The organism is Variovorax sp. 10N432, from assembly GCF_056394465.1.
In genome coordinates this window covers 81,692-103,065 of the sequence record NZ_JBFTHX010000018.1, presented here as the reverse complement: position 1 = coordinate 103,065, position 21,374 = coordinate 81,692, and the positions used below count along the sequence as shown (strand labels likewise).

General features: G+C 66.1%; 21 protein-coding genes and 1 pseudogene. 8 read left to right on the top strand and 14 right to left on the bottom strand.

What is annotated here, in order from left to right; all coding sequences use genetic code 11:
- Positions 1 to 15: 15 nt before the first annotated feature.
- From AC1DF3_RS21205 to AC1DF3_RS21190, 4 genes are read right to left on the bottom strand one after another with little or no spacing between them, the layout of a single operon-like run.
- The gene (locus AC1DF3_RS21205; RefSeq protein ID WP_478140772.1) at positions 16 to 1,278 is read right to left on the bottom strand and encodes an ATP-grasp domain-containing protein; all 1,263 of its coding nucleotides are present in this window, start codon (positions 1,276 to 1,278) and stop codon (positions 16 to 18) included.
- A complete protein-coding gene (locus AC1DF3_RS21200) occupies positions 1,275 to 2,201 on the bottom strand; it encodes a hypothetical protein (RefSeq protein WP_478140771.1) in 927 nt (308 codons plus the stop codon). The genes AC1DF3_RS21205 and AC1DF3_RS21200 overlap by 4 nt, the downstream gene beginning before the upstream one ends.
- On the bottom strand, positions 2,194 to 2,928 hold the full coding sequence (locus AC1DF3_RS21195) for a HalD/BesD family halogenase (protein ID WP_478140770.1): 735 nt from the start codon (positions 2,926 to 2,928) through the stop codon (positions 2,194 to 2,196). The genes AC1DF3_RS21200 and AC1DF3_RS21195 overlap by 8 nt, the downstream gene beginning before the upstream one ends.
- A gap of 58 nt (positions 2,929 to 2,986) precedes the next feature.
- Positions 2,987 to 4,225, bottom strand: a complete 1,239-nt coding sequence (locus tag AC1DF3_RS21190) for a phophatidylserine decarboxylase associated domain-containing protein (protein ID WP_478140769.1) — start codon at positions 4,223 to 4,225, stop codon at positions 2,987 to 2,989.
- A 490-nt stretch (positions 4,226 to 4,715) separates the two neighbouring features.
- Here AC1DF3_RS21190 and AC1DF3_RS21185 point away from each other — a divergent pair.
- Positions 4,716 to 5,105: pseudogene (locus AC1DF3_RS21185) on the top strand (transposase); the annotation flags it as partial.
- Between the two features lie 603 nt (positions 5,106 to 5,708).
- Here the strand turns inward: AC1DF3_RS21185 and AC1DF3_RS21180 are convergent.
- Together AC1DF3_RS21180 and AC1DF3_RS21175 are read right to left on the bottom strand one after the other, a co-directional pair.
- Positions 5,709 to 6,614 (bottom strand): DUF808 domain-containing protein, encoded by a 906-nt coding sequence (locus AC1DF3_RS21180; protein ID WP_478140768.1) that lies wholly within the window; start codon positions 6,612 to 6,614, stop codon positions 5,709 to 5,711.
- A gap of 12 nt (positions 6,615 to 6,626) precedes the next feature.
- On the bottom strand, positions 6,627 to 7,142 hold the full coding sequence (locus tag AC1DF3_RS21175) for a GNAT family N-acetyltransferase (protein ID WP_286536561.1): 516 nt from the start codon (positions 7,140 to 7,142) through the stop codon (positions 6,627 to 6,629).
- Positions 7,143 to 7,236: 94 nt separating this feature from the next.
- On the opposite strand from AC1DF3_RS21175, the gene AC1DF3_RS21170 reads away from it, so the two are divergent.
- The 3 genes from AC1DF3_RS21170 to AC1DF3_RS21160 are packed head-to-tail and all read left to right on the top strand — an operon-like array spanning position 7,237 to position 7,942.
- A complete protein-coding gene (locus AC1DF3_RS21170) occupies positions 7,237 to 7,383 on the top strand; it encodes a hypothetical protein (protein WP_286522844.1) in 147 nt (48 codons plus the stop codon).
- Positions 7,380 to 7,664: a VF530 family protein gene (locus AC1DF3_RS21165; RefSeq protein ID WP_286536560.1), complete on the top strand. Its 285-nt coding sequence runs from the start codon at positions 7,380 to 7,382 to the stop codon at positions 7,662 to 7,664. The genes AC1DF3_RS21170 and AC1DF3_RS21165 overlap by 4 nt, the downstream gene beginning before the upstream one ends.
- Positions 7,661 to 7,942 (top strand): 2Fe-2S iron-sulfur cluster-binding protein, encoded by a 282-nt coding sequence (locus AC1DF3_RS21160; protein ID WP_478140767.1) that lies wholly within the window; start codon positions 7,661 to 7,663, stop codon positions 7,940 to 7,942. Before AC1DF3_RS21165 ends, AC1DF3_RS21160 begins: the two co-directional genes overlap by 4 nt.
- Positions 7,943 to 7,945: 3 nt before the next feature.
- Here the strand turns inward: AC1DF3_RS21160 and AC1DF3_RS21155 are convergent, their stop codons facing one another.
- A complete protein-coding gene (locus AC1DF3_RS21155) occupies positions 7,946 to 9,133 on the bottom strand; it encodes an MFS transporter (protein WP_478140791.1) in 1,188 nt (395 codons plus the stop codon).
- 124 nt (positions 9,134 to 9,257) lie between these two features.
- Here AC1DF3_RS21155 and AC1DF3_RS21150 point away from each other — a divergent pair, with 124 nt between their 5' ends.
- On the top strand, positions 9,258 to 9,896 hold the full coding sequence (locus tag AC1DF3_RS21150) for an RluA family pseudouridine synthase (protein WP_478140766.1): 639 nt from the start codon (positions 9,258 to 9,260) through the stop codon (positions 9,894 to 9,896).
- A gap of 6 nt (positions 9,897 to 9,902) precedes the next feature.
- Here AC1DF3_RS21150 and AC1DF3_RS21145 read toward each other — a convergent pair whose 3' ends face one another.
- From AC1DF3_RS21145 to egtB, 5 genes are all read right to left on the bottom strand, one after another.
- Positions 9,903 to 10,349, bottom strand: a complete 447-nt coding sequence (locus AC1DF3_RS21145) for a universal stress protein (protein ID WP_286503925.1) — start codon at positions 10,347 to 10,349, stop codon at positions 9,903 to 9,905.
- 111 nt (positions 10,350 to 10,460) lie between these two features.
- A complete protein-coding gene (locus AC1DF3_RS21140) occupies positions 10,461 to 11,201 on the bottom strand; it encodes a 2OG-Fe dioxygenase family protein (RefSeq protein WP_286536557.1) in 741 nt (246 codons plus the stop codon).
- The gene (locus AC1DF3_RS21135; RefSeq protein ID WP_286522852.1) at positions 11,198 to 11,479 is read right to left on the bottom strand and encodes a DUF427 domain-containing protein; all 282 of its coding nucleotides are present in this window, start codon (positions 11,477 to 11,479) and stop codon (positions 11,198 to 11,200) included. The genes AC1DF3_RS21140 and AC1DF3_RS21135 overlap by 4 nt, the downstream gene beginning before the upstream one ends.
- 38 nt (positions 11,480 to 11,517) lie before the next feature.
- A complete protein-coding gene (gene egtD / locus AC1DF3_RS21130) occupies positions 11,518 to 12,507 on the bottom strand; it encodes an L-histidine N(alpha)-methyltransferase (protein ID WP_286536556.1) in 990 nt (329 codons plus the stop codon).
- On the bottom strand, positions 12,507 to 13,754 hold the full coding sequence (gene egtB, locus AC1DF3_RS21125) for an ergothioneine biosynthesis protein EgtB (protein WP_478140765.1): 1,248 nt from the start codon (positions 13,752 to 13,754) through the stop codon (positions 12,507 to 12,509). The genes egtD and egtB overlap by 1 nt, the downstream gene beginning before the upstream one ends.
- 160 nt (positions 13,755 to 13,914) lie before the next feature.
- Between egtB and AC1DF3_RS21120 the strand changes: the two genes are divergently transcribed.
- Together AC1DF3_RS21120 and AC1DF3_RS21115 are read left to right on the top strand one after the other, a co-directional pair.
- The gene (locus AC1DF3_RS21120) at positions 13,915 to 15,273 is read left to right on the top strand and encodes an NAD(P)/FAD-dependent oxidoreductase (RefSeq protein WP_286536554.1); all 1,359 of its coding nucleotides are present in this window, start codon (positions 13,915 to 13,917) and stop codon (positions 15,271 to 15,273) included.
- Positions 15,273 to 15,764, top strand: coding sequence for a RidA family protein (locus AC1DF3_RS21115; RefSeq protein ID WP_478140764.1), 492 nt, complete (start codon positions 15,273 to 15,275; stop codon positions 15,762 to 15,764). The genes AC1DF3_RS21120 and AC1DF3_RS21115 overlap by 1 nt, the downstream gene beginning before the upstream one ends.
- Here AC1DF3_RS21115 and AC1DF3_RS21110 read toward each other — a convergent pair.
- Complete coding sequence (locus AC1DF3_RS21110) at positions 15,653 to 17,047, bottom strand: cytochrome-c peroxidase (protein WP_286536552.1); 1,395 nt, start codon at positions 17,045 to 17,047, stop codon at positions 15,653 to 15,655. The genes AC1DF3_RS21115 and AC1DF3_RS21110 overlap by 112 nt on opposite strands.
- A 167-nt stretch (positions 17,048 to 17,214) precedes the next feature.
- On the opposite strand from AC1DF3_RS21110, the gene acpA reads away from it, so the two are divergent.
- Positions 17,215 to 19,440 carry an acid phosphatase gene (acpA, locus tag AC1DF3_RS21105; RefSeq protein WP_478140763.1) on the top strand — a complete coding sequence of 742 codons (2,226 nt, stop codon included), beginning with the start codon at positions 17,215 to 17,217 and terminating at the stop codon, positions 19,438 to 19,440.
- Between the two features lie 58 nt (positions 19,441 to 19,498).
- Here acpA and AC1DF3_RS21100 read toward each other — a convergent pair whose 3' ends face one another.
- Entirely contained in the window at positions 19,499 to 21,193 is a 1,695-nt protein-coding gene (locus AC1DF3_RS21100) for a long-chain fatty acid--CoA ligase (RefSeq protein ID WP_478140762.1), read from the bottom strand.
- Positions 21,194 to 21,374: the final 181 nt, after the last annotated feature.

The window sequence follows — 21,374 nt, the reverse complement described above, 5'->3', positions numbered from 1 at the left end:
GCGTTCTCCGTCAAATCAGAAATTCTCAAGCTCGAACATGCCGTCGAGCTCGATAGCCCGGAACGCATCCACGTCATCCAGCACTTGCTGCTTGCGCTCATGAGAGAGCATCAAAATCCCAGGCTGGGTATCGAGGCTTTTGGACACCGGAATCTGCGAACCAATGTCAGGAAGCCCCACCAAGCACTTGAATGACGGAAGCGTCTCAATTTTCTCCATGCTCCGATACCTCTTGAGAATGCCCGAATGCCGGCTGATAAGAGAGACAGAAGCTACATGCTTGGCAAAATCGCGATCGAAGTAGGCTTGCGTCAAACCGCGGCCCAAGTAGCAGTCTATCGAAGCGCTCACGTGTGAATAGCCCTGAGCGTCGTGCATCACTTCATGTTGAATGCCACCGGCCGGCCTCGCGCCCACCTCGATGAGCGTGGGAACGCCATCGTCGACCATGAGTTCCACGTGACAGGGCCCAAAGCGAATGCCCAGTGCGTCCAGCACCGACTTCGTATATTCAATCAACGTCTCTTCCAGCCGCCCTCGCTCCTGCAGCAATCGTTCATAGTTGTAAAGGTAGGTAGAGCCCACGTCTTCCCGGTTGTCTTCCCAGATCTCGGCGATGGCGTGCCGACCTTCGAAGCTGACCGTGTTTACGATGTATTGCTTACCAACCAATAGCTGCTGGGCAATGACCCGTTCATTGACAGAACCGAAAAAATTAATGGCTCGATGGATCTTCTGAAAGGCAGCAAATAATTCAGCCTTCGTCTTGCAGATAAGGACGCCGTCGGATCCAGCACTCTCACACGGCTTTATCACTGCAGGAAGCCCCAACTCTTTACTGATAGCTTCAAGCTCCTCCAAACTCCCCACACAAAACGTTTTCGCTGCTCTGACGTTACTGGCGTACAGCGCCTTGACCATGTCGAACTTGTTTCTGCGTGAAGAGCTTTTGAAACGCCCATTCGTTGGCGCTCCAAGGTCCTCTGACAAGAAGTCGGCCAGCACAACGCCAGTCTCGCAACCTGGCACCAAGAAAACCAGGTCTTCGATCGATCTCAGTTCATTCAAGATTTTTTCGTAGTCACCCGTGTGAATAAAATTCGCCTTGTACTGATGCGGATCGAAGCTTTTTCGCAAATATTCGGCGACGTTCTCCGTGCTTTGTACATGATAGACGTTGTTGCCCTTTTCTTTCAAAAGACGTACGTAGTGCTTACCGCTGCCGAAACCGTCCACGATCACCCATGAACCGGGCTTTTTTTGGAACGTATAGTTCATGCTGCGTTACTCCGAAGGGTTTGGTGTCGATGCTGAACAAAAGTGTGAGATACGGCTATCGCCACGACGGTCATCGACATGAGGACTGTGTCGGTCTGGACTGAGGCTCCGCCAATCAGGAGGAAATAGAGCGCTAGGCTAAAAGCAGGTGAGGTGGCGATGATCACGACGGTCAATACGGGCTCGCAACGTTCGATACCCTTCTGTAACAGCCAGAGAGGCACGATCGTTCCCGCGCTGGTGGCGAGCAGCACCTGATAGTTGCGCCAAGCCACATCCAGCAGCTCCGCAGCGGGAGAAGATGCGGTAAACGCGATAGCGAGCAAGAGGTAGAAGCGATGCGCCATGATCCTGCGTGCAGGCACCTGTGCGTCCGCCAGCCGCTTCGAAACCACGGTTGTGGCGGCAATGGAAAAGGAGCACATGACCACAAGACCAAGGCCCATGGCCGCTTGAGAACCTTCCAGCGCCTGAACGTTGACAAATGCCCAGACCATCGTGCAGGACAGCAGCAAGATGGCGGATGGCCAATCAGCTCTTGAAGTCACACTGGTCGATCGCAGCAACCGATTGACCACCAATGTTGCCATGGGAATGATGCCGGCATACAGTGCAACCACCGTCGGTGCCGTCAAGTATCTCAGGGAGAGGTACCACCCTAGCCAATTGCTCGCGGTCGCCAGATTCAACCATGCGAGGTCTGTCGTGAATTTCGATTTCTCGGCAGATGGAGAAATTAGGGCTTTGACACGGCTGGTGGTGGCATAAAACAGCGCCGTGACGCCGAACACGATGAGCAAGTAGTCAAACGGGTTCTCGACCTTGATGTGCTGCTCAAGATAGATATCTCGTGCATCCGAGAGCACCACAAAACCAAGCACGCTCAGAACCCCGATTAAAAAGCGAGAGCGCGTGCTAACCATAGATGTCCTGCATACTTCCATGGTCAACGGATAAAAATCGTTCCGCCTCGGTCGCGTAGGTGAAGCAGATAATCTTTCGAGTATCGGCTTTCAACATTGGTGAGACACGATGCATAACCCTTTTTCCGAGAAGTACGTACGCTGAGCCTGGTTGAAGATCCAAGGACCGGACCGGCAGCTTACGCAGGTAGTGTTCCACCTGAGCAGCATTCTTGTCCCAGGACGTTCCATCAACACACTCGACCTGAGCCCCATTTTTTCGATGAGGCGCAGCCAGCACCAGCACGACCGAATAGGTGTAGTCGTCCCAATGCCATCCATGGGTGTCACCCCGCTGACTCATCCGATTGACCACGACTTGCTCAGGCTCGTAAGGTGCCACAATAATCTCGCTTCGCATCAATTTTGCGAAGAAGCGAATGAGTCTCGGGTCGAAGTAGAGCCGTTTGATCAGGCTGGAGTGCTCGAACACATCGTTTCGGCCAACACTGAGATATTTCCTCGGTGTATTTCCGGTTGAACGAACCCGTACGTCAATCCGTTTGCCGCAAGCATCCAAAATACCATTTGCTTGCTGACTCAGCTCGCGGAGAAGCGCAGAAGGTAGAAAGTCGTGCAGTTGGACCACGCCGCCTTCGCCCAATGCCTGTGCGAGAGAATCCGTATCGTATTGCCCGAGGTGAGCAGCCATTTCGTCCAAATCGGCAGTTTCGTCAGATATCAGCATACTTTTTTGAAAGGAAAAATTCGAGGGCGAACAGGGCACCAGATCGCAACGGAGAGCATTAACAAGATGCGATGCTTTGGCCGGCCTTTAGTACCGCGCCGCGGGTACCCACCTCTGTGCCGGTATCGCGAATATCGATGGTGAAGTCACGGATTACCCCGGATTGAAAAAGTAGGCAGATGCTGCTTCCGCCGTAGCTGAAATAGCCAATCTCCCCGCCTTTTTCAACCCTGTGGCCTTCAAGGACAGAAATCGAAATCGATGACACTTCCGAGATGCCTACGGCCATGAGACATACCAAGCCGATGGCTGGATCGTCACTCTCAAGAAACACGAGCGCCCGCGTGTTGACGCAACTCATATAGGCTTGCGAGTAGGTGCCTGCGGTCAAATCCGCGCCCGTCGATTCGGCGTTGCTAAACATTAAGCCTTCGATGTGGACGATCCTCTTGACGAACCCACCGATGGGGGACCAGAAGCGGTGATAGTTGCGGCCGTCCAGAAAGCTCTGATAGACGGTCCCGCCGAAGAATCGCTTGAACAGTTGGTCGCCGGCCAGCATGTGTTCGAGGGAGTAGGGTTGGCTCTTGATCCAAAAACGGTCGGTGCGCTTGATTTCGTGCGCCACCTTGTACAAGGTTCCGTCGTTGGGCGACACAATGATCTTAGGATTGAGAGGCTCGGCAACTGGGCGACATTCGCGCCTAATCTGTCGATGAAAAAAGGCATTGAAGGAAGGAAAACCCCAGTGAGGTGTAGTTCTCTCTGGGATCTGATAATCACTGAGGTGGTGGTGCTCCCATGACGCCGCGGATAGCCACCCACCCTCCTCAGCGTGAAGCACGTTTTTCGATTGCGGGGAGTCGAGGTGGAGACACCAGCTTTTGAGAATGGCCCTGAGGCAGTCATTGAACGAATTCATGCGAAACAAAGCCTGCCCGGCAGGCGTCATCATCATGTGCACGAACAGCGTGGAGGCAGGGAAAAAGTTTGCCCGCAGAGGATCTGGGTGGAAGGCCGGGGCACGGGTCGACAGCAGCTGCAGCGCTGCCAGCAGTGCCGGCACGCTTCCCACCACTCGCTGCGGACCCGGCACTTGTTCGAGCATTTCAAGCGCGTACATCGCCATAATCGGATCGCGCTGAAGCAAATCATCCAGTGCCCGCACTGGCGCCGAGTACTTCTCCGGATCGACGCGTCCACGACGCGCCTCTTCACCCACATCTAACAGGAATGCTTCGACTTGGGCTCGCTCGTGCGCTGAGCACCCCGCGAAGATTGAGTTGTTTTCTGCCATGGCTCCCTCTATAAGTTTTTGGATCGCGTCTGGAGACACGCAATTAAAACGGGCAAGTGGTTGGCCGGCAATATGGTTGACGAAGGTTCACCTTGTGTGGCGAGCAAGCACCACGAATGTCAATTTTTCTACACACTTCTTGATGCACGACGGATTTTTAGTCGACTCTGACAATCTCTCGTCTCGCGCACGAACGCTTTGTTCGATTGATATTTCCGACGCCGGTATTTCCCAGGGCTATTGCCTGAGGCATCTATTCCTGGGAGATTTCCCGCACGCCCGAGTCCGCCAACGCCCAGATTTCTTCCGCCCGCGCCTGATCGACCTGCGCCACCCCAAGCGATGCTGGCCGGTCTTCCATGGACACAGATCGAGGCCGACCTCGCACCGTTGTTCGCCCGCAGGTCCTCGAACAGGACGATCTGTTCGGCCCTTGCTGCAAGGCGTGGCTGCAGCAGCGACAGAAGCAGGTGCTCAAACTGGTGTCGGGATCGGGGATATCGCCCGATTCGGCAGTGCGCGTCAGCTCATGGGGTACCTCGGCCTGCTGCCCTCGGAGCACTCCAGCGGCAACAGCGTGCGCCGCGGCTCGATCACCAAGACCGGCAATGCACATGCGCGGCGTCTGCTGACCGAGGCGGCGTGGAACTACCGCTTCCCGGCGCGCATCAGCAACGAACTGCGTGCTCGCAGCAAGGCACTGCCTGCGGGCATCCGTACTCACGCATGGAAGGCGCAGGTGCGCTTGTGTTCTCGGTTCGCGCACCTGTCAGGCCGAGGCGTGCAGGCCAACAAGGTGTGCGTGGCGGTGGCACGGGAGCTGGCGGGATTCGTCTGGGCCATCGCCCAGCAGGCAGCGCCGGCCACTTCGACGCAATAGCTCCAGCATCACCCCAGTGGCTCGAGGCGATGCGGCACGATCACGATGGGAAGAACCCTCGCCGGCCCTATCTCAGAACCCCCCGGGGCAACCTGCGCCACTAGAGCGAGGCAGCTTCCATGACGGATCGATGCACGGTGGTAGCCAACCCACGGATATCAGTCTGATCCATCGTCGCAGCAGCAGACTTGTGCCGTATCACCCCGGGCCACTGGGCGCCAACCTCAGCACTCAGCGCCCCATTGACAGGAGCGACCATATCAGGGCTCAAGGGCTCCGCTGTTCGCGTTGCTCCTCAGCCTGGCAGTGACACTCGCAACGGCTGCGCCTCCCCAACAGGCAGCGGGCAACGCTTGGCTTGGGCAACTGCTGAATTTTGCAGGGCCGACTATCGACTGTCGGCAGATTCACGGATCGCCTAGGCGCCAGCTGGAGAGACACCTATACGACGCTGATCGTGCCGACATCGCCCAAGCGATGCCATGACAGACGACCGCAAGCGCATCGAGCTGCTGGCGCGTAAGCGACTGCGGCGCCCCGCGCCCACCGCCCGGCCAGACAAAGCGACGCTCTAAGGCCCGCTGCCAATTGACGCACCGAGGGTCAGCGCTTGGCGCGAGCCTTCTTTACGCTTTCGACTGCCGCCAGCACGATCGCGCCGGCGACGATCCCGACCGCGGCATTGGCGCCCATCGAGGCCAGGCCGCCCAGCAGGCCGCCGACGTTCGCCGCCCAGGCCGCTACCGCATGGCCCAGCGCCGGCACACCGTGCACCAGGATGCCGCCGCCGACCAGGAACATCGCCGCGGTGCCGGCGATCGAAAGCCCCTTCATGAGCCAGGGGGCCGCGACCAGGATGGCGCGGCCGATGGCGCGCGAGCCCGCGCCCTGGCGCTGGCTCAGGTACAGGCCGGCATCGTCGAGCTTGACGATGCCGGCAACCAGCCCGTAGACCCCGACGGTCATGATCAGCGCGATGCCGACCAGCACCGTGAGCTGGGTCAGGAAGGGCTGGCCCTGCACCGTGCCCAGCGTGATCGCGATGATCTCGGCCGAGAGAATGAAATCGGTGCGCACCGCGCCCTTGACCTTCTGCTTCTCGACCGCGGCGATGTCGACGTGCTCGTCGGCCACGGCGTGCTCGTGCCGGGCCGTGTCCTGCGCGTGCTCTTCCTTGTGCAGGAACTTGTGGGCGAGCTTCTCGCAACCCTCGAAGCACAGGAAGGCGCCGCCGACCATCAGCAGCGGCGTCACCAGCCACGGCAACCAAGTGCCGATGGCCAGCGCCGCCGGCACCAGGATCGCCTTGTTGACGAAGGATCCCTTGCAGACCGCCCAGACCACGGGCAGTTCCCGGTTGGCCTTGACGCCCGACACCTGCTGCGCATTGAGCGCCAGGTCGTCGCCGAGCACGCCGGCCGTCTTCTTGGCCGCGACCTTGGTCAGGACCGAGACATCGTCGAGTACCGTCGCGATGTCGTCGAGCAGCAGCAGCAGGCTGGAGGCCATCGCGTGGTTCGGCTAGACGTTGCGCTTGAGGCGGATCTCCTCGATCTTCACGCTCCCGATGGCCGTGGTCTTGGCGGTCTTCATCTCGCGCTTGAAGCCGGCCAGTTCGTGAAAGCGCATGGCGCGATCGTTGCGCAGCGGCACCCAGACCGTGACCACGGTGCAGCCCTCTTCCTCGAGGCCGTCGCGCGCGGCGTCCCAGAGGGCGACGCCGACACCCTTGTCCCAGTGCTCGGGCAGGACGTAGATGGCCCAGATCTCGCCGGTGGTCGACGGCGTCTTGGCATCGCGCGAGCGGTCGAAGCCGACGAAGCCGACCACTTCGCCGTCGAGCACCGCGACCTGCACCTGCGGCTCGCTGAATTCGATGGCATCGCGCCACTTGGCTTCGCGGGTGGCAGGCGCCAGCGCGCGCAATTCGTCCTCGGGCAGGATGCCTTCATAGGCGGCCCGGGCGGCGGCGGCGTGGACTTCGGCGATGGCTTTGGCATCGCGCAGGGTGGCGGGGCGAACTTCGTAGTCGGACATGAATGAATGCGGGAAACGGAACGGTGAAGCAGCCTATTGTCGCCGCCCCGCTAAACTGACCGACGCAATTCGCATCTATTCCGGAGAGAAAACCATGGCAAAGAGTCAGCAGCGCAGCACCAAGGAAGCCAAGAAACCGAAGAAGGACACTTCGCCGCCGAAGCCGCCGGGCGCCGCCATCGAGCCGGTGCGCACCATCACCACGGCCGTGATTCCGCGCGGCAAGCTCAAGAACAAGTGAGCCAGGCGCCCGCTCCGGGCGCGGCCGCGCCGAAGCAGCCGCGCAATCCCCTGCACGGGCTCACGCTGGAAGCCATCGTGACCGCGCTGGCGGCGCACTACGGCTGGGCCGGCCTGGGCGAGCGCATTCCGCTGCGCTGCTTCACCAGCGACCCGAGCGTGGCCTCGAGCCTGAAGTTCCTGCGCAAGACACCGTGGGCGCGCGAGAAGGTCGAGAGCCTGTACCTCTTCATGCTGCGCGACCAGCGCCGCCAGCAGTCGGCGGCGCAGCGGCCCGAATGAAGGCCGAGATCCAGCCCGGCGGCTTCAGCTTCGACTGCGACGCCGGCCAGACCCTGTTGCAGGCCGCCGATGCCGCCGGCATCGAATTACCGAGTTCGTGCCGCAACGGCACCTGCCGCACCTGCCTGTGCAGGCTCGTGAGCGGCGAGATCCGCTATCGCATCGAGTGGCCCGGCGTCAGCGTCGACGAGAAGGCCGAGGGCTGGATCCTGCCGTGCGTGGCTGAGCCGGTGGGGGATGTCGTGCTCGACGTGCCGTACGCGTTCTCCGTCTTCTAAGCTTCACGCCGCCCCCGACTGACGGACGATCCGGTCGCGCTGCGCCAGCGACGGAAAGAGCCTGAACCAGGCCAGCGCCACCAGCACGGTGCCGACGCCGCCCGCCACCACCGAGCCCACGGGCCCCAGCAAGGCCGCGGTGGCGCCCGATTCGAACTCGCCGAGCTGGTTGCTGGCGCCGATGAAGATCGAGTTGACCGCGCTGACGCGGCCACGCATGGCATCGGGCGTTTCGAGCTGCACCAGGGTCTGCCGGATCACGACATTGACCATGTCGGCGCCGCCGGAAACCGCCAGCGCGACCAGCGACACGGTGAAGCTGCGCGAGAGGCCGAACACCACCATGCAGACGCCGAACAGCCCCACCGCCAGCAGCAGCGTGCGGCCCACGTGCCGCTCGACCGGCCGCCGCGTCAGCAGGATCGACATGGCCAGCGCACCCACCGCCGGCGCACCGCGCAGCAGCCCGAGGCCCCACGGCCCGGTGTGAAGGATGTCCTTGGCATAGATCGGCAGCAGCGCGACCGCGCCGCCGAGCAGCACCGCGAACAGGTCGAGCGAGACCGCGCCCAGCACCGGCTTGCGCTTCCAGATGAAGTCGACGCCGGCCAGCACGGTGCGCAGGGTGACGGGCTCGCGCGCCGGTGGCAGGTGGGCATAGCGCAGCCGCAGCACCAGCGCGGCCGCCACCACGAAGAAGGCCACAGCGACCCCGTAGACAACGCCCATGCCGGCCACGAACAGCAGCCCGCCCAGCGCCGGCCCGCCGATGATGGCGCCCTGCATGCCGGCCGAGCTGAAGGCCATCGCGCGCGGCAGCATCATGGGTGACACCAGCAGCGGCGTCAGCGCCTGCTGCGCCGGCATCTGGAAGGCACGGACGGCGCCGAGCACGAGCGACAGGGTGAGCAGCAGGCCGCGCGTGTCGTGCCGGGCCTGCACGGCGAGCAGCAGCACCAGCGCCACCGCGCCCTGGACCCCGAAGCAGGCGGCCACGATGCGGCCGCGATGGTGCCGGTCGACCACATGGCCGGCGAGCAATGCCAGCAGCAGGGCCGGCACGAACTGGTAGAGACCGACCAACCCCAGATCCCAGGCACTGCCGGTGAGGTCGTACATGTGCCAGCCGATCGCCACCAGCAGCATCTGGCTGGCGGCCGTGCCGAACAGCCGCGCCGACCACAGCCGCATGAAGGGCCGCTCGCTCGTCAGGTCGGAAAAGCTCGGTCGGCGGACGGGTTCGGAGGCGGCGGACATCGGCGTCGAGGATATCCGAGCCTAGGGCCTGTTCGCAGGCCCTAGACTCGGTCTCCCGATGACCGAGCTGCAGCCGATCCACGAAGACCCGCACCTGCTGGTGCTCGACAAGCCCGCCGGACTGCTGTGCGTGCCCGGCCGCGGCGAGGACAAGCAGGACTGCCTCAGTGCCCGGGCCCAGCGCCAATGGCCCGACGCGCGGGTGGTTCACCGGCTCGACATGGCGACCAGCGGCCTGGTGCTGATGGCGCGCAGTGCGCAGATGCAGCGCCTGCTCGGCGATGCGTTCGCGGCCCGGCAGGTGCACAAGGGCTATGAAGCGATCGTCGACGGCCTGCTGCCGGCGGCGGCGGAATGGTCGCTGATCGACGCGCCGCTGGCGGCTGATTGGCCCCGCCGGCCGCTGCAGAAGATCGATCCGTCGGGCAAGCCGAGCCAGACGCGCTGGCGCGTGAAGCGGCTGCTTCCCGAACGCCGGGCCAGCCACCTGTGGCTGGAGCCCCTGACCGGGCGCAGCCACCAGTTGCGTGTGCATCTGCTGTCGATCGGGCACCCGATCCTGGGCGACGCGCTCTACGGCAGCGAGGAGATCCGGCAGCGCGCGCCCCGCCTGCTGCTGCACGCGGCCACGCTCGCGCTGCACCACCCGGCCGACGGCCGGGCGCTCCGATTCGAAAGTCCGTTGCCGTTCGCCTGAGGGCCTTCAGTGGAGGTCGCCGCGGACCACCAGCACGGGGCACTTGGCGTCTTGCAGCACGCGCTGCGTGACGCTGCCCAGCAGGAGCTTCTCGATGCCCGTGCGCCCATGCGAACCCATGACGATCAGGTCGGCACCGATCGCGATCGCGGTGTCGACGATGCCTTCGTGCACCACATGGCCGTCGATCACGCGCTGGTCGCTGTGCAGGCCTTCGGCGGCCAGCGCCGCGACGCCGCGTGCCAGCGCCGCGTTGGCGCTGCTGGTGGCGGCCGCGAGATATTCGTTCTGGCCCAGCGCATAGTCCGCGCCGACGCCGATGAAAGGGTAGTTGTCCACCACATGGATGAGCGTGATGCGACTGCCGAACGCCAGCGCCAGCCCGCTGGCCTTGCTGACCGCGAGCATGGAGGTGTCGGACCCGTCGATCGGGACCAGGATGTGATTGAACATGGCGGACCTCTTTGGTTCTCTACAGGGCTCGTTCGCGCGAACCGGGCCTCGAATTTACATCCAAGGCACGGCCATCGGTTGTAGGACGACTGCGGAGCGGGAACGCTGGCGTCAATCGCCCTGGAAACCGCCGCTGCGACAGGTGACGACCAGCGTGTCGCGCCAGCCGGCCTCGCCCTCGATCAAGGGCTGGATCGGCGTCGACTCGTGGATCACCCGGGCATCGTCGAGCAGCAGCAGCGTCCACGGCTCGGTCAGCGTGAAGCGTTCGCCGCGCCGCCCGCTGGCCTCGAACACGCGGGTCTCGCCGCCCTTGATGTTGTGGCGCCCGACCAGCGCCACCGCCACCAGGTCGACGCCGTCGCGGTGGGCGCCCTCGGGCGTCGGGCGGCCGATGCCGTCGGCGGTATCGATGCGAAACTGGTGCGCCTCGACATACCAGCGCTGCGTGCCGCGCACGCCGCTGGCCACCTCGCCGAGGCTGCGCATCAGCTGCTGCCAGGCCGGCTGCGCCACGGTCGCGGCCTCCATCGGCGCGAACCAGCGCTGCATGCCGCCGTGCAAGGCGTTGTATTCGACTGGTTGCCAGTGGGCGCGGTGGGGCGCCTGCTCGAGCGTCGCGCCGTCGACCGTGAAACAGGCGTGGCGCCGCGTGCGATAGCGGCCGCCGTCCTTCAGGTAGTCGTCAGGCGGCAGATGGGACCAGTCGTCGTGCAGGGCTTCGAGCTGTGCCAGCGGCGTGCCCAGCCAGTCGGCTACACCCTGCGGGCTCAGCACCGCATAGCCGTCCTGGCGCAGGGTGGGAACGAGTCGGTCGGGCGGTGTGAAGGGGGGACTGAACGCAAGGCTCACTCCGTCACCTTCACGTCCTTCCAGAAGGCGACGCGGTTCTTGACCATTTCGGCCTCGGGCTTGGGATCTGCGTAGTACCAGGCCGCATCGGCATGCAGCTCGCCGTTGACCAGCAGCGAGAAATAGCTCGCCGTGCCCTTCCAGGCGCAGGTGGTCTTGTGATTGCTGAAGGTCACATGGTCGCGGTTGAGCGAATCCATGGGGAAGTAGTGATTGCCTTCGACCAGCACCGTGTCGTCGCTCTGCGCCACGGTGACGCCGTTCCAAACTGCTTTCATCAAGTTTCTCCGGTGCCCGCCACAACGGGGGCAGCGCCCTATTGTGCCGCGGGCGCCTGCAACCAGTGGACGCTGAACAGCCGCTCGGGATCGGTCCACACCGCCGCCGGCCGGAAGCCCGCCTTGACGGCCAGCGCGCGCAGGCCCTCGACGGTGAACTTGTGCGAGTTCTCGGTGTGCAGCGTCTGGCCCTCGTCGAACTGGAATCGCTGGCCGTCGAGCATCACCGCCTGCGCCCGGCGGCTCACCAGGTGCATCTCGACGCGCCGCAGCGGCGAGTTGTAGAAGGCCGCATGCGTGAAGCCGTCGAGATCGAAGTCGCAGCCGAGCTCGGTGTTGGCGCGCCGCAGCAGGTTGAGGTTGAAGGCCGCCGTGACGCCCTGGGCGTCGTTGTAGGCGGCGTGCAGCAGCGCCGGATCCTTGACCAGGTCGACCCCCAGCAGCAGTCCGCCGCCGCGCAGCAGCCGGTGCGCGAGCTGCAGGAAGGCCAGCGCCTCGTCGGGCGAGAAATTGCCCAGCGTCGAGCCGGGGAAGAAACCGACGCGCTGGCCGGCGCCATTGCCGCGCCCCGGCGGCAGCACCAGCGGCATGGTGTAGTCGGCCACCACCGGCTGCACCGCCAGCCGCGGATAGTCGGTTCGCAGCCGCTCGGCCGCGGCCTCGAGATGGGCACCTGAGATGTCGATCGGCACATAGCGCCGCGGCGACTCGAGCGCGTCGAGCAGCAGCCGCACCTTGGTCAGCGACCCGGCGCCGAACTCGATGATCTCGGCATCGGGACCGATCTGGGCGGCGATCTCCGAGGCGCATTCGGTGAGGATGCGCAGCTCGGTGCGCGTCGGGTAGTACTCGGGCAGTTCGCAGATGCGATCGAACAGGGCCGAGCCCGCGACGTCGTAGAAGAACTTCGGCGAGATGCTGCGAGCGTCGAGGCTCAGGCCGGCGAACAGCTCGCGCGCGAAGTCGGACAGGGGCGCTGCGCGTTGCGCGGCGCGGAACGCATGGAGGTTGAATGCCGGATTGCCCATCAGAGGTCTTTCGCGAGCCGCAGCCCTGAGAACTGCCAGCGTGCGGCCGGCGGGAAGAAGTTGCGGTAGCTGGGCCGCGTGTGCCCCGGGGGTGTCGCGACGCTGCCGCCGCGAAGCACCAGCTGGCCGACCATGAACTTGCCGTTGTATTCGGCCGCGACGCCTGCCAGCGGCCGGAAGCCCGGGTAGGGATCGTACGAAGACCGGGTCCACTGCCAGACCTGCCCGCTCATCTGCGTGATGCCGGGCGCGTCATGCGCGGCCTCCCATTCGAATTCGGTCGGCAGCCGCGCACCGGCCCATTCGGCGTAGGCCGCGGCCTCGAAGAAGCTCAGTTGCGCCACCGGCGCCTCGGGTTCCAGCGGCCGCACCCCGTGCAGGCCGAACACCTGCCAGCCGCCCGGCACACCTTCGTGCGCCAGCCGCGGGTCGTCGGCCGCCAGCCAGTAGGCCGGTGCGCGCCAGCCTTGTGCCTGCACCGCGGCCCAGCCGTCGGACAGCCAGAGCTCGGGCCGCTGGTAGCCGCCGTCGGCGACGAACTGGGCGAACTCGCCGCAGTTCACCAGCCGGTCGGCGATCGCATGGGGGCGCAGCAGGACCTGGTGGCGCGGCATCTCGTTGTCGAAGGCAAAGCCGCCCTGGACGTGGCCGACCTCGGCGACGCCGCCGGGGCGCGCCAGCCAGTTCAGCGGCGGCGGCGACGATGCGAGGCGCAGCCCCGGTCCGCCCGGCGCGCGGTAGGCCGGCAGCAGCGGGTTGCACCACAGCGCATGCAGGATGTCGGTGAGGATCAGTTCCTGGTGCTGCTGCTCGTGGTGCAGGCCGAGCGTGAGGATCGGCTCGATGGTCGCCCAGTCGGCTTCCCCGGCGTGCGCGATCAGGTCCAGCACCGCGCGGTCGACGTGGCGCCGGTACGCGTGCACCTCGTCGAGCGAGGGCCGCGTCAGGAGGCCGCGCTGGGGCCGGGGGTGGCGCGGTCCCAGCGCCTCGTAGTAGGAATTGAACAGATAGTGGAAACGCGGGTCGAACGCCTGGTAGCCGCTCGCGTGCGGCTGCAGCAGCACGGTCTCGAAGAACCAGGTGGTGTGTGCCAGGTGCCACTTGGTCGGGCTGGCGTCGGGCATCGACTGGATGCACTGGTCCTCGGCCGACAGGGGGGCGGCCAGTTCGAGGCTGTGCGCGCGCACGGCCTCGAAAAGTTCGCGCAACGCCTCTGCCGCCGGCAGCTTGGGCCGGATCAGGTTCATGGGGTCTCCAGTTTGACTTGGGTGTTTCTAGCCGATGCAGGCGGGGAGACGCCGTAGGACGAGGTCGCGCCTGCGCGCTGACCGGAACGCGCCACTTTGGCACAACTCGCTTCCGCCTGCCAGCCCGGCGCCGACCCGGTCCCTGCGTATCATCCGGCGGATGAGCATCCCCCCGCCGACGGCCCCGGCTTCCGGCCGCCCCCATGTCCTCATCGTCGGTTGCGGCTTCGGCGGCCTGGAGGCGGCGCGCAAGCTGCAGAAAGCCGACGTCGACATCACGATCGTCGACAAGACCAACCACCATCTGTTCCAGCCGCTGCTCTACCAGGTGGCCACCGCGGGCCTGGCCGCGCCGTCCATCGCGGCGCCGATCCGGGTGCTGTTCCGCGGCCATTCCAACGTGACGACGCTGCTCGGCGAGGTGACGCAGATCGATCCCGCGGCCCGCACGGTGCAACTGGCCGACGGCAGCCAGCTGGGCTGGGACCACCTGATCGTCGCCGCCGGCTCCACCCACAGCTACTTCGGCAACGACGCCTGGGAACCGATGGCACCGGGCCTCAAGACCCTGGCCGACGCCTTCGAGATCCGCCGCCGCGTGCTGGTGAGCTTCGAGGCGGCCGAGGTCGAGACCGATCCGGTGCGGCGGCGCGCGCTGCTGACCTTCGCGGTCATCGGCGCCGGCCCGACCGGCGTCGAGATGGCCGGCACGCTGGCCGAGATCGCCCGGCATACCCTCGAAGGCGAGTTCCGCCACATCGACCCGAGCAGCGCCGAGGTGCTGCTGATCGAGGGTGGTCCCCGCGTGCTTCAGGCGATGCCCGAGTCGCTCAGCCAGCGGGCGCTGGAACAGTTGCAGAAGCTCGGCGTCCAGGTCCGGCTCAACGCCCGCGTCACCGCGATCGACGCAACCGGGCTGCAGATCGCCTCCCCGTTCAGCGATGGCGGCGCCGGCCTCGGCAGCCACCGCATCGACTGCGGCTGCGTGATCTGGGCCGCCGGCGTCGCCGCCTCACCGCTCGGCCGGATGCTGGCCGCGGCCACCGGCGCCGAGACCGACCGCGCCGGCCGGGTCAAGGTCCTGCCCGACCTGAGCCTGCCGGGCCGGCCCGACATCAGCGTGGTCGGCGACCTGGCGGCCGCGATGAGCCACCAGCCCGGCAAAGAGCCGACGCCGGTGCCCGGCGTCTCGCCCGGTGCCAAGCAGATGGGACGCGCCGCGGCCTCGAACATCCTGCGCCGGATCGCGGGCCAGCCGACCGAGCCCTTCCGCTACAGCGACTACGGCAACCTCGCCACCATCGGCCGCAACTCGGCCGTGGTCGACCTCGGCAGCCCGTTCGGGCCGCTGCGCTTTTCGGGCAAGCTGGCGTGGCTGTTCTGGCTGTTCGCGCACATCTACTTCCTGATCGGTTTCCGCAACCGCTTCGTGGTGCTGATGGACTGGGCCAGCGCCTACTGGAGCTTCCAGCGCTATGCGCGGGTCGTGGCGGACGTCCGCGCCAAGGGGAAAGACTGATGGCACGCATCGAGCAGAAACTGCAGAACCTCGGCCTGTCGCTGCCGCCGCCCGCCAAGCTGCCGCCCGGTGTGGTGCTGCCCTTTCCGTGGGTCCGGCTGGTCGGCCGGCGGGCGTTCATATCGGGCCACGGCCCGACCGCCAGCGACGGCGGACTCGCCCTGCCGCTGGGCAAGGTCGGGCGCGAACTCAGCGTCGAGCAGGGCTATGAAGCGGCACGCCTGACAGCGCTCGGCATCCTCGGCAGCCTGCAGCGCGCCCTCGGCGACCTCGACCGCGTCAGCGCCTGGGTGCGGGTGTTCGGCATGGTCAACGCCGCGGCCGGCTTCAACCGCATGCCGGCCGTGATCAACGGCTTCTCGGACCTGATCCTCGAACTCTACGGCCCCGAGGTCGGGGCCCACGCGCGCAGCGCGGTCGGCCTGGCCGAACTGCCCTTCGACATCCCGGTCGAGATCGAGGCCGAGGTCGAGTTCGACGGCGGCAGCTGATCGGCGTCGGTCAGCGTCTTCAGGAACGCGACCACGTCGCGGATCTCCGCTTCGCTCAAGGCCGGCCGGTCGCCGCGATGCTGGCCGAAGGGCGGCTCGGTGTTGACGTTCCCGTGGTACTGCGCGGGCAGGTCGTCGAACGGCACCGTCCGGCCCCTGGCGTCGCGCCCGTACCAGCGCCCCGGCGCGCTGTCGCGCTGCGCATAGAAGCGCACGGCCTCCTCCAGCGAATGGAACACGCCGTTGTGGAAGAAGGCCTGGCGCAGCGCGACGTTGCGCAGGCTCGGCGTGCGGAACAGGCCGCAATATTCGGGGTGGTCCCGCAGGTCGGTGCGGATCGGCCCGCACAGGCCGAGGTCGTGGAAGTCCGGATCCGCGTTGGCCGCCAAGCCGCGATGGCGCGGCACGCCGATGGCGATCATGCCGAAGTCGGTGAACAGCGGAAAAGCGCCGTCCGGCGTGCGTTCGCTGATGTGGCAGGCGGCGCAGTTGCCCTTGTCCGGCGCGTTGAAGAGCTTCAGCCCGCGGGCCTCGGCGGCGTCCAGTTTCAGCTGGCCGCGCAGCACGCCGTCGAACTTGCTCGTGAACGGATAGAAGTCGGCGGGCGACTGCTGGAACACCTCCAGCGCCAGACTGGCGGCCCGGAACGCCGCCGCGTCGTCCTGGAACAGGTCGTCGCCGAAGGCCGCCCGCAGCTCGTCCGCATACGCGGCCCGCGCGAGCTTGTGCGCCACCTCTTCGATCGAGGCGTTCGCCATCTCGGCCGCCGACAGCAGGGGCAGCGCGGCCTGCGCGTGGGCAGAATCGGCACGGCCGTCCCACATGTGGCCGCCGGTCGGTCCGGCATCGATGCTGTCATCGCCGTCGTTGTCGTGATGGTGCTCGCTGAAGGCGGCGAGCGTCTGCAGGTAACGCAGCGACGGTGAAGCACGCGGCCCCGGCGTGCGGCCGTCGGCGCCGCCGAGTTGCACCGACAGCGCGTTCGGCGGGCCGTAGGCATGGCGCGGGTCATGGCAGCTGGCGCACGATTGCGTGCCGGATGCCGACAAAGAGGCGTCGAAGAAGATCCGTCGGCCCAGGGCGGTCAATTGCGCGGCACCGGGTTGCGGCCGGCCGGGGACCGGTGCATAGGTCGCTCCCACGTAGGCAGGGACCGGCGCCGTGGCGGGCGTGGCGGCCGCTGCCTGCGGCGCCGGTCGTTCGCAGCCGACCAGCGCCATGGCGAGCAGGACGGTGAGACCGTGCGGGACGAAGCGGGAGAACGACGGAAACAAGAGCGGCATCGAGGGGCGCCGCCTTCAGGGAACGGAGGCGGTGCGGGGAGCCCAGCCTATCCGGGACCCGTGTCAGCACCATGACAGCCGCGCTGAAATCTCCTTGTCACGAAGCCGGCAGAGCATCGCGGACGCTGGCCATTCGGCCAGCTCATCGACATCCAAGAACACCTCACATGATGAACCGCACTTCCAACAGCGAACGCGCTCCCCTGCGCGCCAAGTTCCTGCGCCTCGCGCCCTGGCCCGCCTCGATCATCGCCGTCGCGGTGGTCGCCGCCTGCGGCGGAGGCAGCAGCGGATCGAACTTCGGTTTCCTGCCGACCAGCGCCGCCACGCCGACCACCTCGGGCGTGGTCACCGGCAGCTACTACCGCAATGCCAAGGTCTGCATCGACGCCAACAACAACGGCCGCTGCGACAGCGGCGAGGCCAGCGCCGTCACCGACGCCAACGGCGCGTTCAAGGTCAACGGCCAGGGCGCGCTGGTGGCAGAGATCGGCACCGCGAGCAAGCGCTTCGACCCGGCCACCGGCGTCGAGAGCGCCGTCACCGATGCGCTGGTGTTCCGCGCGCCGGCCGGCGCCAACGGCGTGGTGAGCGCCATCAGCACCGAGCTCGCCGCGCTGATGGATGCCAACGGCGGCGACCTGGCCGCCGCCCGCACCGCGCTGGCCGCGCGCATCGGCGTCAGCGAGGCCCAGCTGCTGGCCGACCACAACAAGATCACCGACGTCGCCGTCCGGACCGCGCTGCAGGTGGAGATCGACCAGTCGATCGAGCGCATCGCCGAGGCCGTGGCCGAGGCCGGCGCGGGCGGCAACATCGCACAGGCGCTGCGCAACCGCTTCGCGCTCGAGCAGATCCAGAACGTGGTCGTCATCTACGCCGAGAACCGCGGCTTCGACAACCTCTACGGGCTCTATCCCGGCGCCAACGGCATCCCGGGCGTCAACCCTTCGTCGACCGGCAGCGTCGAGGCGCAGAAGGACTTCGACGGCTCGGTGCTGCCGGCACTTCCGCCGGTCTGGGGCGGCGTCACCGCCAGCGGGCAGACCACCGTGATCACGCAGGCGCAGACGGTAGGCATGCCCAACAAGATGTTCCGCATCGACGATCCCGCGGGCTTCTTCAACACCGGCACCGCGATCGACGGCACCACCATCACGCGCGACCTGGTCCATCGCTTCTACAACAACCAGATGCAGATCAACGGCGGCAAGAACGACAAGTTCGCAGCCTACTCCGACGCCGGTGCGCTGAGCATGGGCTACTTCGACGGCAGTCAGATGAAGCTGTGGAAGCTGGCGCAGGAGAACACCCTGGCCGACAACTTCTACATGGGCGCCTTCGGCGGCTCGTTCCTCAACCACCAGTACCTGGTGTGCGCCTGCGCGCCGGTCTATCCCAATGCCGACGCCGACAGCTCGCCGGCCAAGGCCTCGATCTCGGCCATCGACGTCGATGCCAGCGGCAACTTCGTCCGCCTCACGCCGGCCGCCACCTCGCCGGCCTCGGTCCTGGCCGGCGCCGCGGTCTACAAGAACGACAGCACGCTGACGCCCAAGGACGCCAGCGGCAATTTCTATGCAGTGAACACGATGCAGCCGCCCTACCAGCCGAGCAGCAATGCGCCGGCGGCCGGCGACAGCACCAAGCTCTATGCCGACCCGACCAAGGCCAACACGCTGCCGCCGCAGACCCAGACCACCATCGGCGACCTGCTCGACAAGAAGGGGCTCAGCTGGGCCTGGTATGGCGGCGCCTGGAACAGCACCACCGCCATCGCCGAGGGCGACCGCAAGTTCCCGGCCGCCGTGCCGCCGGCGGCGCAGTCGCCGAACTTCCAGTTCCACCACCAGCCCTTCAACTACTACGCGAGCTTCGACCCGGTGGCGCACGCCGACGCCCGCGCCGCGCACCTGAAGGATTTCGACAGCGACTTCCTGAAGGACGCCGCCGCCGGCAAGCTGCCCGCCGTGAGCTTCTACAAGCCGCAGGGCAACCTGAACCAGCACAATGGCTACGCCAACATCAAGGATGGCGACGATCACATCGCCGACCTGGTCGCCAAGCTCAAGGCCAGCCCGCAATGGGGCCACATGCTGGTCGTCATCACCTACGACGAGAACGGCGGCTTCTACGACCACGCAGCGGTGCCCAAGGGCGACCGCTGGGGCCCCGGGACGCGCATCCCGGCGCTGATCGTTTCGCCCTTCTCGAAGAAGGGCTACGTCGACAAGACCCCGTACGACACCGCCTCGACCCTGCGCTTCATCACGCACCGCTGGTCGCTGCCGCCGCTGCAGGGCCTGCTCGACCGCGATGCGGCACTGGTGAAGAACGGCGCCCATCCGATGGGCGACCTCACGGCCGCGCTGGACTTCGGCGGCAAGTCCTGATCCGCATGGGGCCGGGGGCGTTGCGCGCCCCGGCCTGCGGCGGCAGGCGGCGACTGGCTCAGGCGCCGCCGCTCTCGGCTTCCTGCAGCAGCCGCCACATCACCTTGCCGCTGCCGCTCTTGGGCAGCGCGTCGACGAACTGCACCGCGCGCGGGATCTTGTAGACCGCCATGTTCTTGCGGCACCAGTCGATGATCTCCTGCTCGGTCGTGTCCTTGTGCGTGGGGCGCAGCACCACCACCGCCTTGACCGACTCGCCGCGGTAGGCGTCCTTGGTGCCGATCACGCAGGCCTCCTGGATCGCGGGATGGCGGAACATCAGCAGCTCGACCTCCGCCGGCCAGACCTTGAAGCCGCTGGCGTTGATCATCCGCTTGAGGCGGTCGGTGATGAAGAAGTAGCCGTCCTCGTCCATGCGCCCCATGTCGCCCGAGCGGAAGAAGCGCTGGCCCTCGAACTCGATGAAGGCCGCGGCCGTGGCGTCGGGCCGCTTCCAGTAGCCCTCGAAAACGCCCGGGCCGCGCATGATGATCTCGCCCGATTCGCCGACCGGCATCTCGACCAGGGTGTCGGGGTCGACCACCCGCGCATCGGTGCTCATGTAGGGGATGCCCAGGCACTGCTGCTTCGGGTTCTCGAACGGGTTGGCGTGCGAGGGCGCGGCGGTCTCGGTGAGGCCGTAGCCTTCCTGGTACTTGAGGCCGAACTGCTCGAACAGGCGCTGGGCCACGGCCTGCGGCATCGCGGCACCGCCGCCGCCGATGTAGCTCAGGCTGCTGAGGTCGTAGCTGGCGAAATTCGGGCTGGCCATCAGGTCGATGACCATGGTCGGGATGTTGGTCCAGCTGGTGACCTTGCGGCGCGAGATCAGGCGCCCGGCGACGTCGCGGTCCCAGCGCGGCATGATGACCAGCGTGCCGCCGATCAGCACCGTCGTGTGCATCATGCTGACCACGCCGGTGATGTGGAACATCGGCACCACGGCCAGCACCACCACCTCGGCCGAGCCCAGGCCCCAGAGCTGGCCGGCGCAGGCGTTGTGCATCAGGCTCGAATGATGGTGGATGCAGCCCTTGGGCAGGCCGGTGGTGCCGCTGGTGTAGGGCAGCAGCGCCATGTCGTCGGCACCCACCACATGCTCGGGCGGCGGATGGCCGGCAGCGAGCGCCTCGGTCCAGCGCATCACGGCGCCGCCCTCCAGGGCCGGCGGCGGATGCTGCGTCAGCAGCCAGTCGCGCCACGCCGGCGCCGGGGCCTCGTCGCCGGTCACTTCGGGGTCGAAGGTGTCGGTGAACTGGGTGACGATCATGTGCGCCAGCCGGTCCTTGGGATCGAGCGCATTGCTGGCCTTGGCCAGTTCGGGTGCCAGGTCGCCGGTGGTGATCGCGAACTTGGCATCCGGGTCGGTGATGTAGTGCTTGAGCTCCTCGGCCCGGTTCATCGGGTTGACCGGCACCACGACCGCATTGGCCCGCAGGATCGCGAAATGCGCGATCACCAGCTGGGGGCAGTTCTGCATGTCCAGAATGACGCGGTCGCCGCGCTGCACGCCCAGCGCGTGCAAGGTGCCGGCCAGCCGCTCGGCCTGGGCCGCGAACTCGGCATAGCTGATCTCGCTGCCGAAGAAGACCAGCGCGGGCTTGCGCGGATAGCGCGCGGCATTGACCGCCAGGTTGTGCCAGAGCGAGGTCGCGGGCACGGTGATCGAATGGGGCAGGCGCTGGGGCCAGAACTTGTAGTGCGGTCGATCCATACAGTCTCCAGAGAGCGTGAGAGCCTACGATGCCCGGCCGCGCCGACGCATCGGGGAAGCCCCGACAGACGTCACCTGGGCGACTCCCTCTTGCCGCCAGGAAAAAGCCGGCTACCGCCATCGACCGACAGACGCGGCGCCCGATCTGCCGTAAAAGAGCAGCCTCTCAACCCATTTCGAC

What these genes read in the sequence shown, in the direction of transcription:
- AC1DF3_RS21155 (WP_478140791.1), bottom strand. Translation starts at nt 9,133, where the DNA reads ATGCGGCTGTGGTCGGCGCGGCTGTTCGGCACGGCCGCCAGCCAGATG.
- AC1DF3_RS21150 (WP_478140766.1), top strand. Translation starts at nt 9,258, where the DNA reads ATGACCGAGCTGCAGCCGATCCACGAAGACCCGCACCTGCTGGTGCTC.
- AC1DF3_RS21160 (WP_478140767.1), top strand. Translation starts at nt 7,661, where the DNA reads ATGAAGGCCGAGATCCAGCCCGGCGGCTTCAGCTTCGACTGCGACGCC.
- AC1DF3_RS21190 (WP_478140769.1), bottom strand. Translation starts at nt 4,225, where the DNA reads ATGGCAGAAAACAACTCAATCTTCGCGGGGTGCTCAGCGCACGAGCGA.
- AC1DF3_RS21115 (WP_478140764.1), top strand. Translation starts at nt 15,273, where the DNA reads ATGGCACGCATCGAGCAGAAACTGCAGAACCTCGGCCTGTCGCTGCCG.
- AC1DF3_RS21170 (WP_286522844.1), top strand. Translation starts at nt 7,237, where the DNA reads ATGGCAAAGAGTCAGCAGCGCAGCACCAAGGAAGCCAAGAAACCGAAG.
- AC1DF3_RS21110 (WP_286536552.1), bottom strand. Translation starts at nt 17,047, where the DNA reads ATGCCGCTCTTGTTTCCGTCGTTCTCCCGCTTCGTCCCGCACGGTCTC.
- AC1DF3_RS21100 (WP_478140762.1), bottom strand. Translation starts at nt 21,193, where the DNA reads ATGGATCGACCGCACTACAAGTTCTGGCCCCAGCGCCTGCCCCATTCG.
- AC1DF3_RS21135 (WP_286522852.1), bottom strand. Translation starts at nt 11,479, where the DNA reads ATGAAAGCAGTTTGGAACGGCGTCACCGTGGCGCAGAGCGACGACACG.
- AC1DF3_RS21145 (WP_286503925.1), bottom strand. Translation starts at nt 10,349, where the DNA reads ATGTTCAATCACATCCTGGTCCCGATCGACGGGTCCGACACCTCCATG.
- AC1DF3_RS21180 (WP_478140768.1), bottom strand. Translation starts at nt 6,614, where the DNA reads ATGGCCTCCAGCCTGCTGCTGCTGCTCGACGACATCGCGACGGTACTC.
- AC1DF3_RS21200 (WP_478140771.1), bottom strand. Translation starts at nt 2,201, where the DNA reads ATGGTTAGCACGCGCTCTCGCTTTTTAATCGGGGTTCTGAGCGTGCTT.
- AC1DF3_RS21120 (WP_286536554.1), top strand. Translation starts at nt 13,915, where the DNA reads ATGAGCATCCCCCCGCCGACGGCCCCGGCTTCCGGCCGCCCCCATGTC.
- acpA (WP_478140763.1), top strand. Translation starts at nt 17,215, where the DNA reads ATGATGAACCGCACTTCCAACAGCGAACGCGCTCCCCTGCGCGCCAAG.
- egtB (WP_478140765.1), bottom strand. Translation starts at nt 13,754, where the DNA reads ATGAACCTGATCCGGCCCAAGCTGCCGGCGGCAGAGGCGTTGCGCGAA.
- AC1DF3_RS21195 (WP_478140770.1), bottom strand. Translation starts at nt 2,928, where the DNA reads ATGCTGATATCTGACGAAACTGCCGATTTGGACGAAATGGCTGCTCAC.
- AC1DF3_RS21175 (WP_286536561.1), bottom strand. Translation starts at nt 7,142, where the DNA reads ATGTCCGACTACGAAGTTCGCCCCGCCACCCTGCGCGATGCCAAAGCC.
- egtD (WP_286536556.1), bottom strand. Translation starts at nt 12,507, where the DNA reads ATGGGCAATCCGGCATTCAACCTCCATGCGTTCCGCGCCGCGCAACGC.
- AC1DF3_RS21205 (WP_478140772.1), bottom strand. Translation starts at nt 1,278, where the DNA reads ATGAACTATACGTTCCAAAAAAAGCCCGGTTCATGGGTGATCGTGGAC.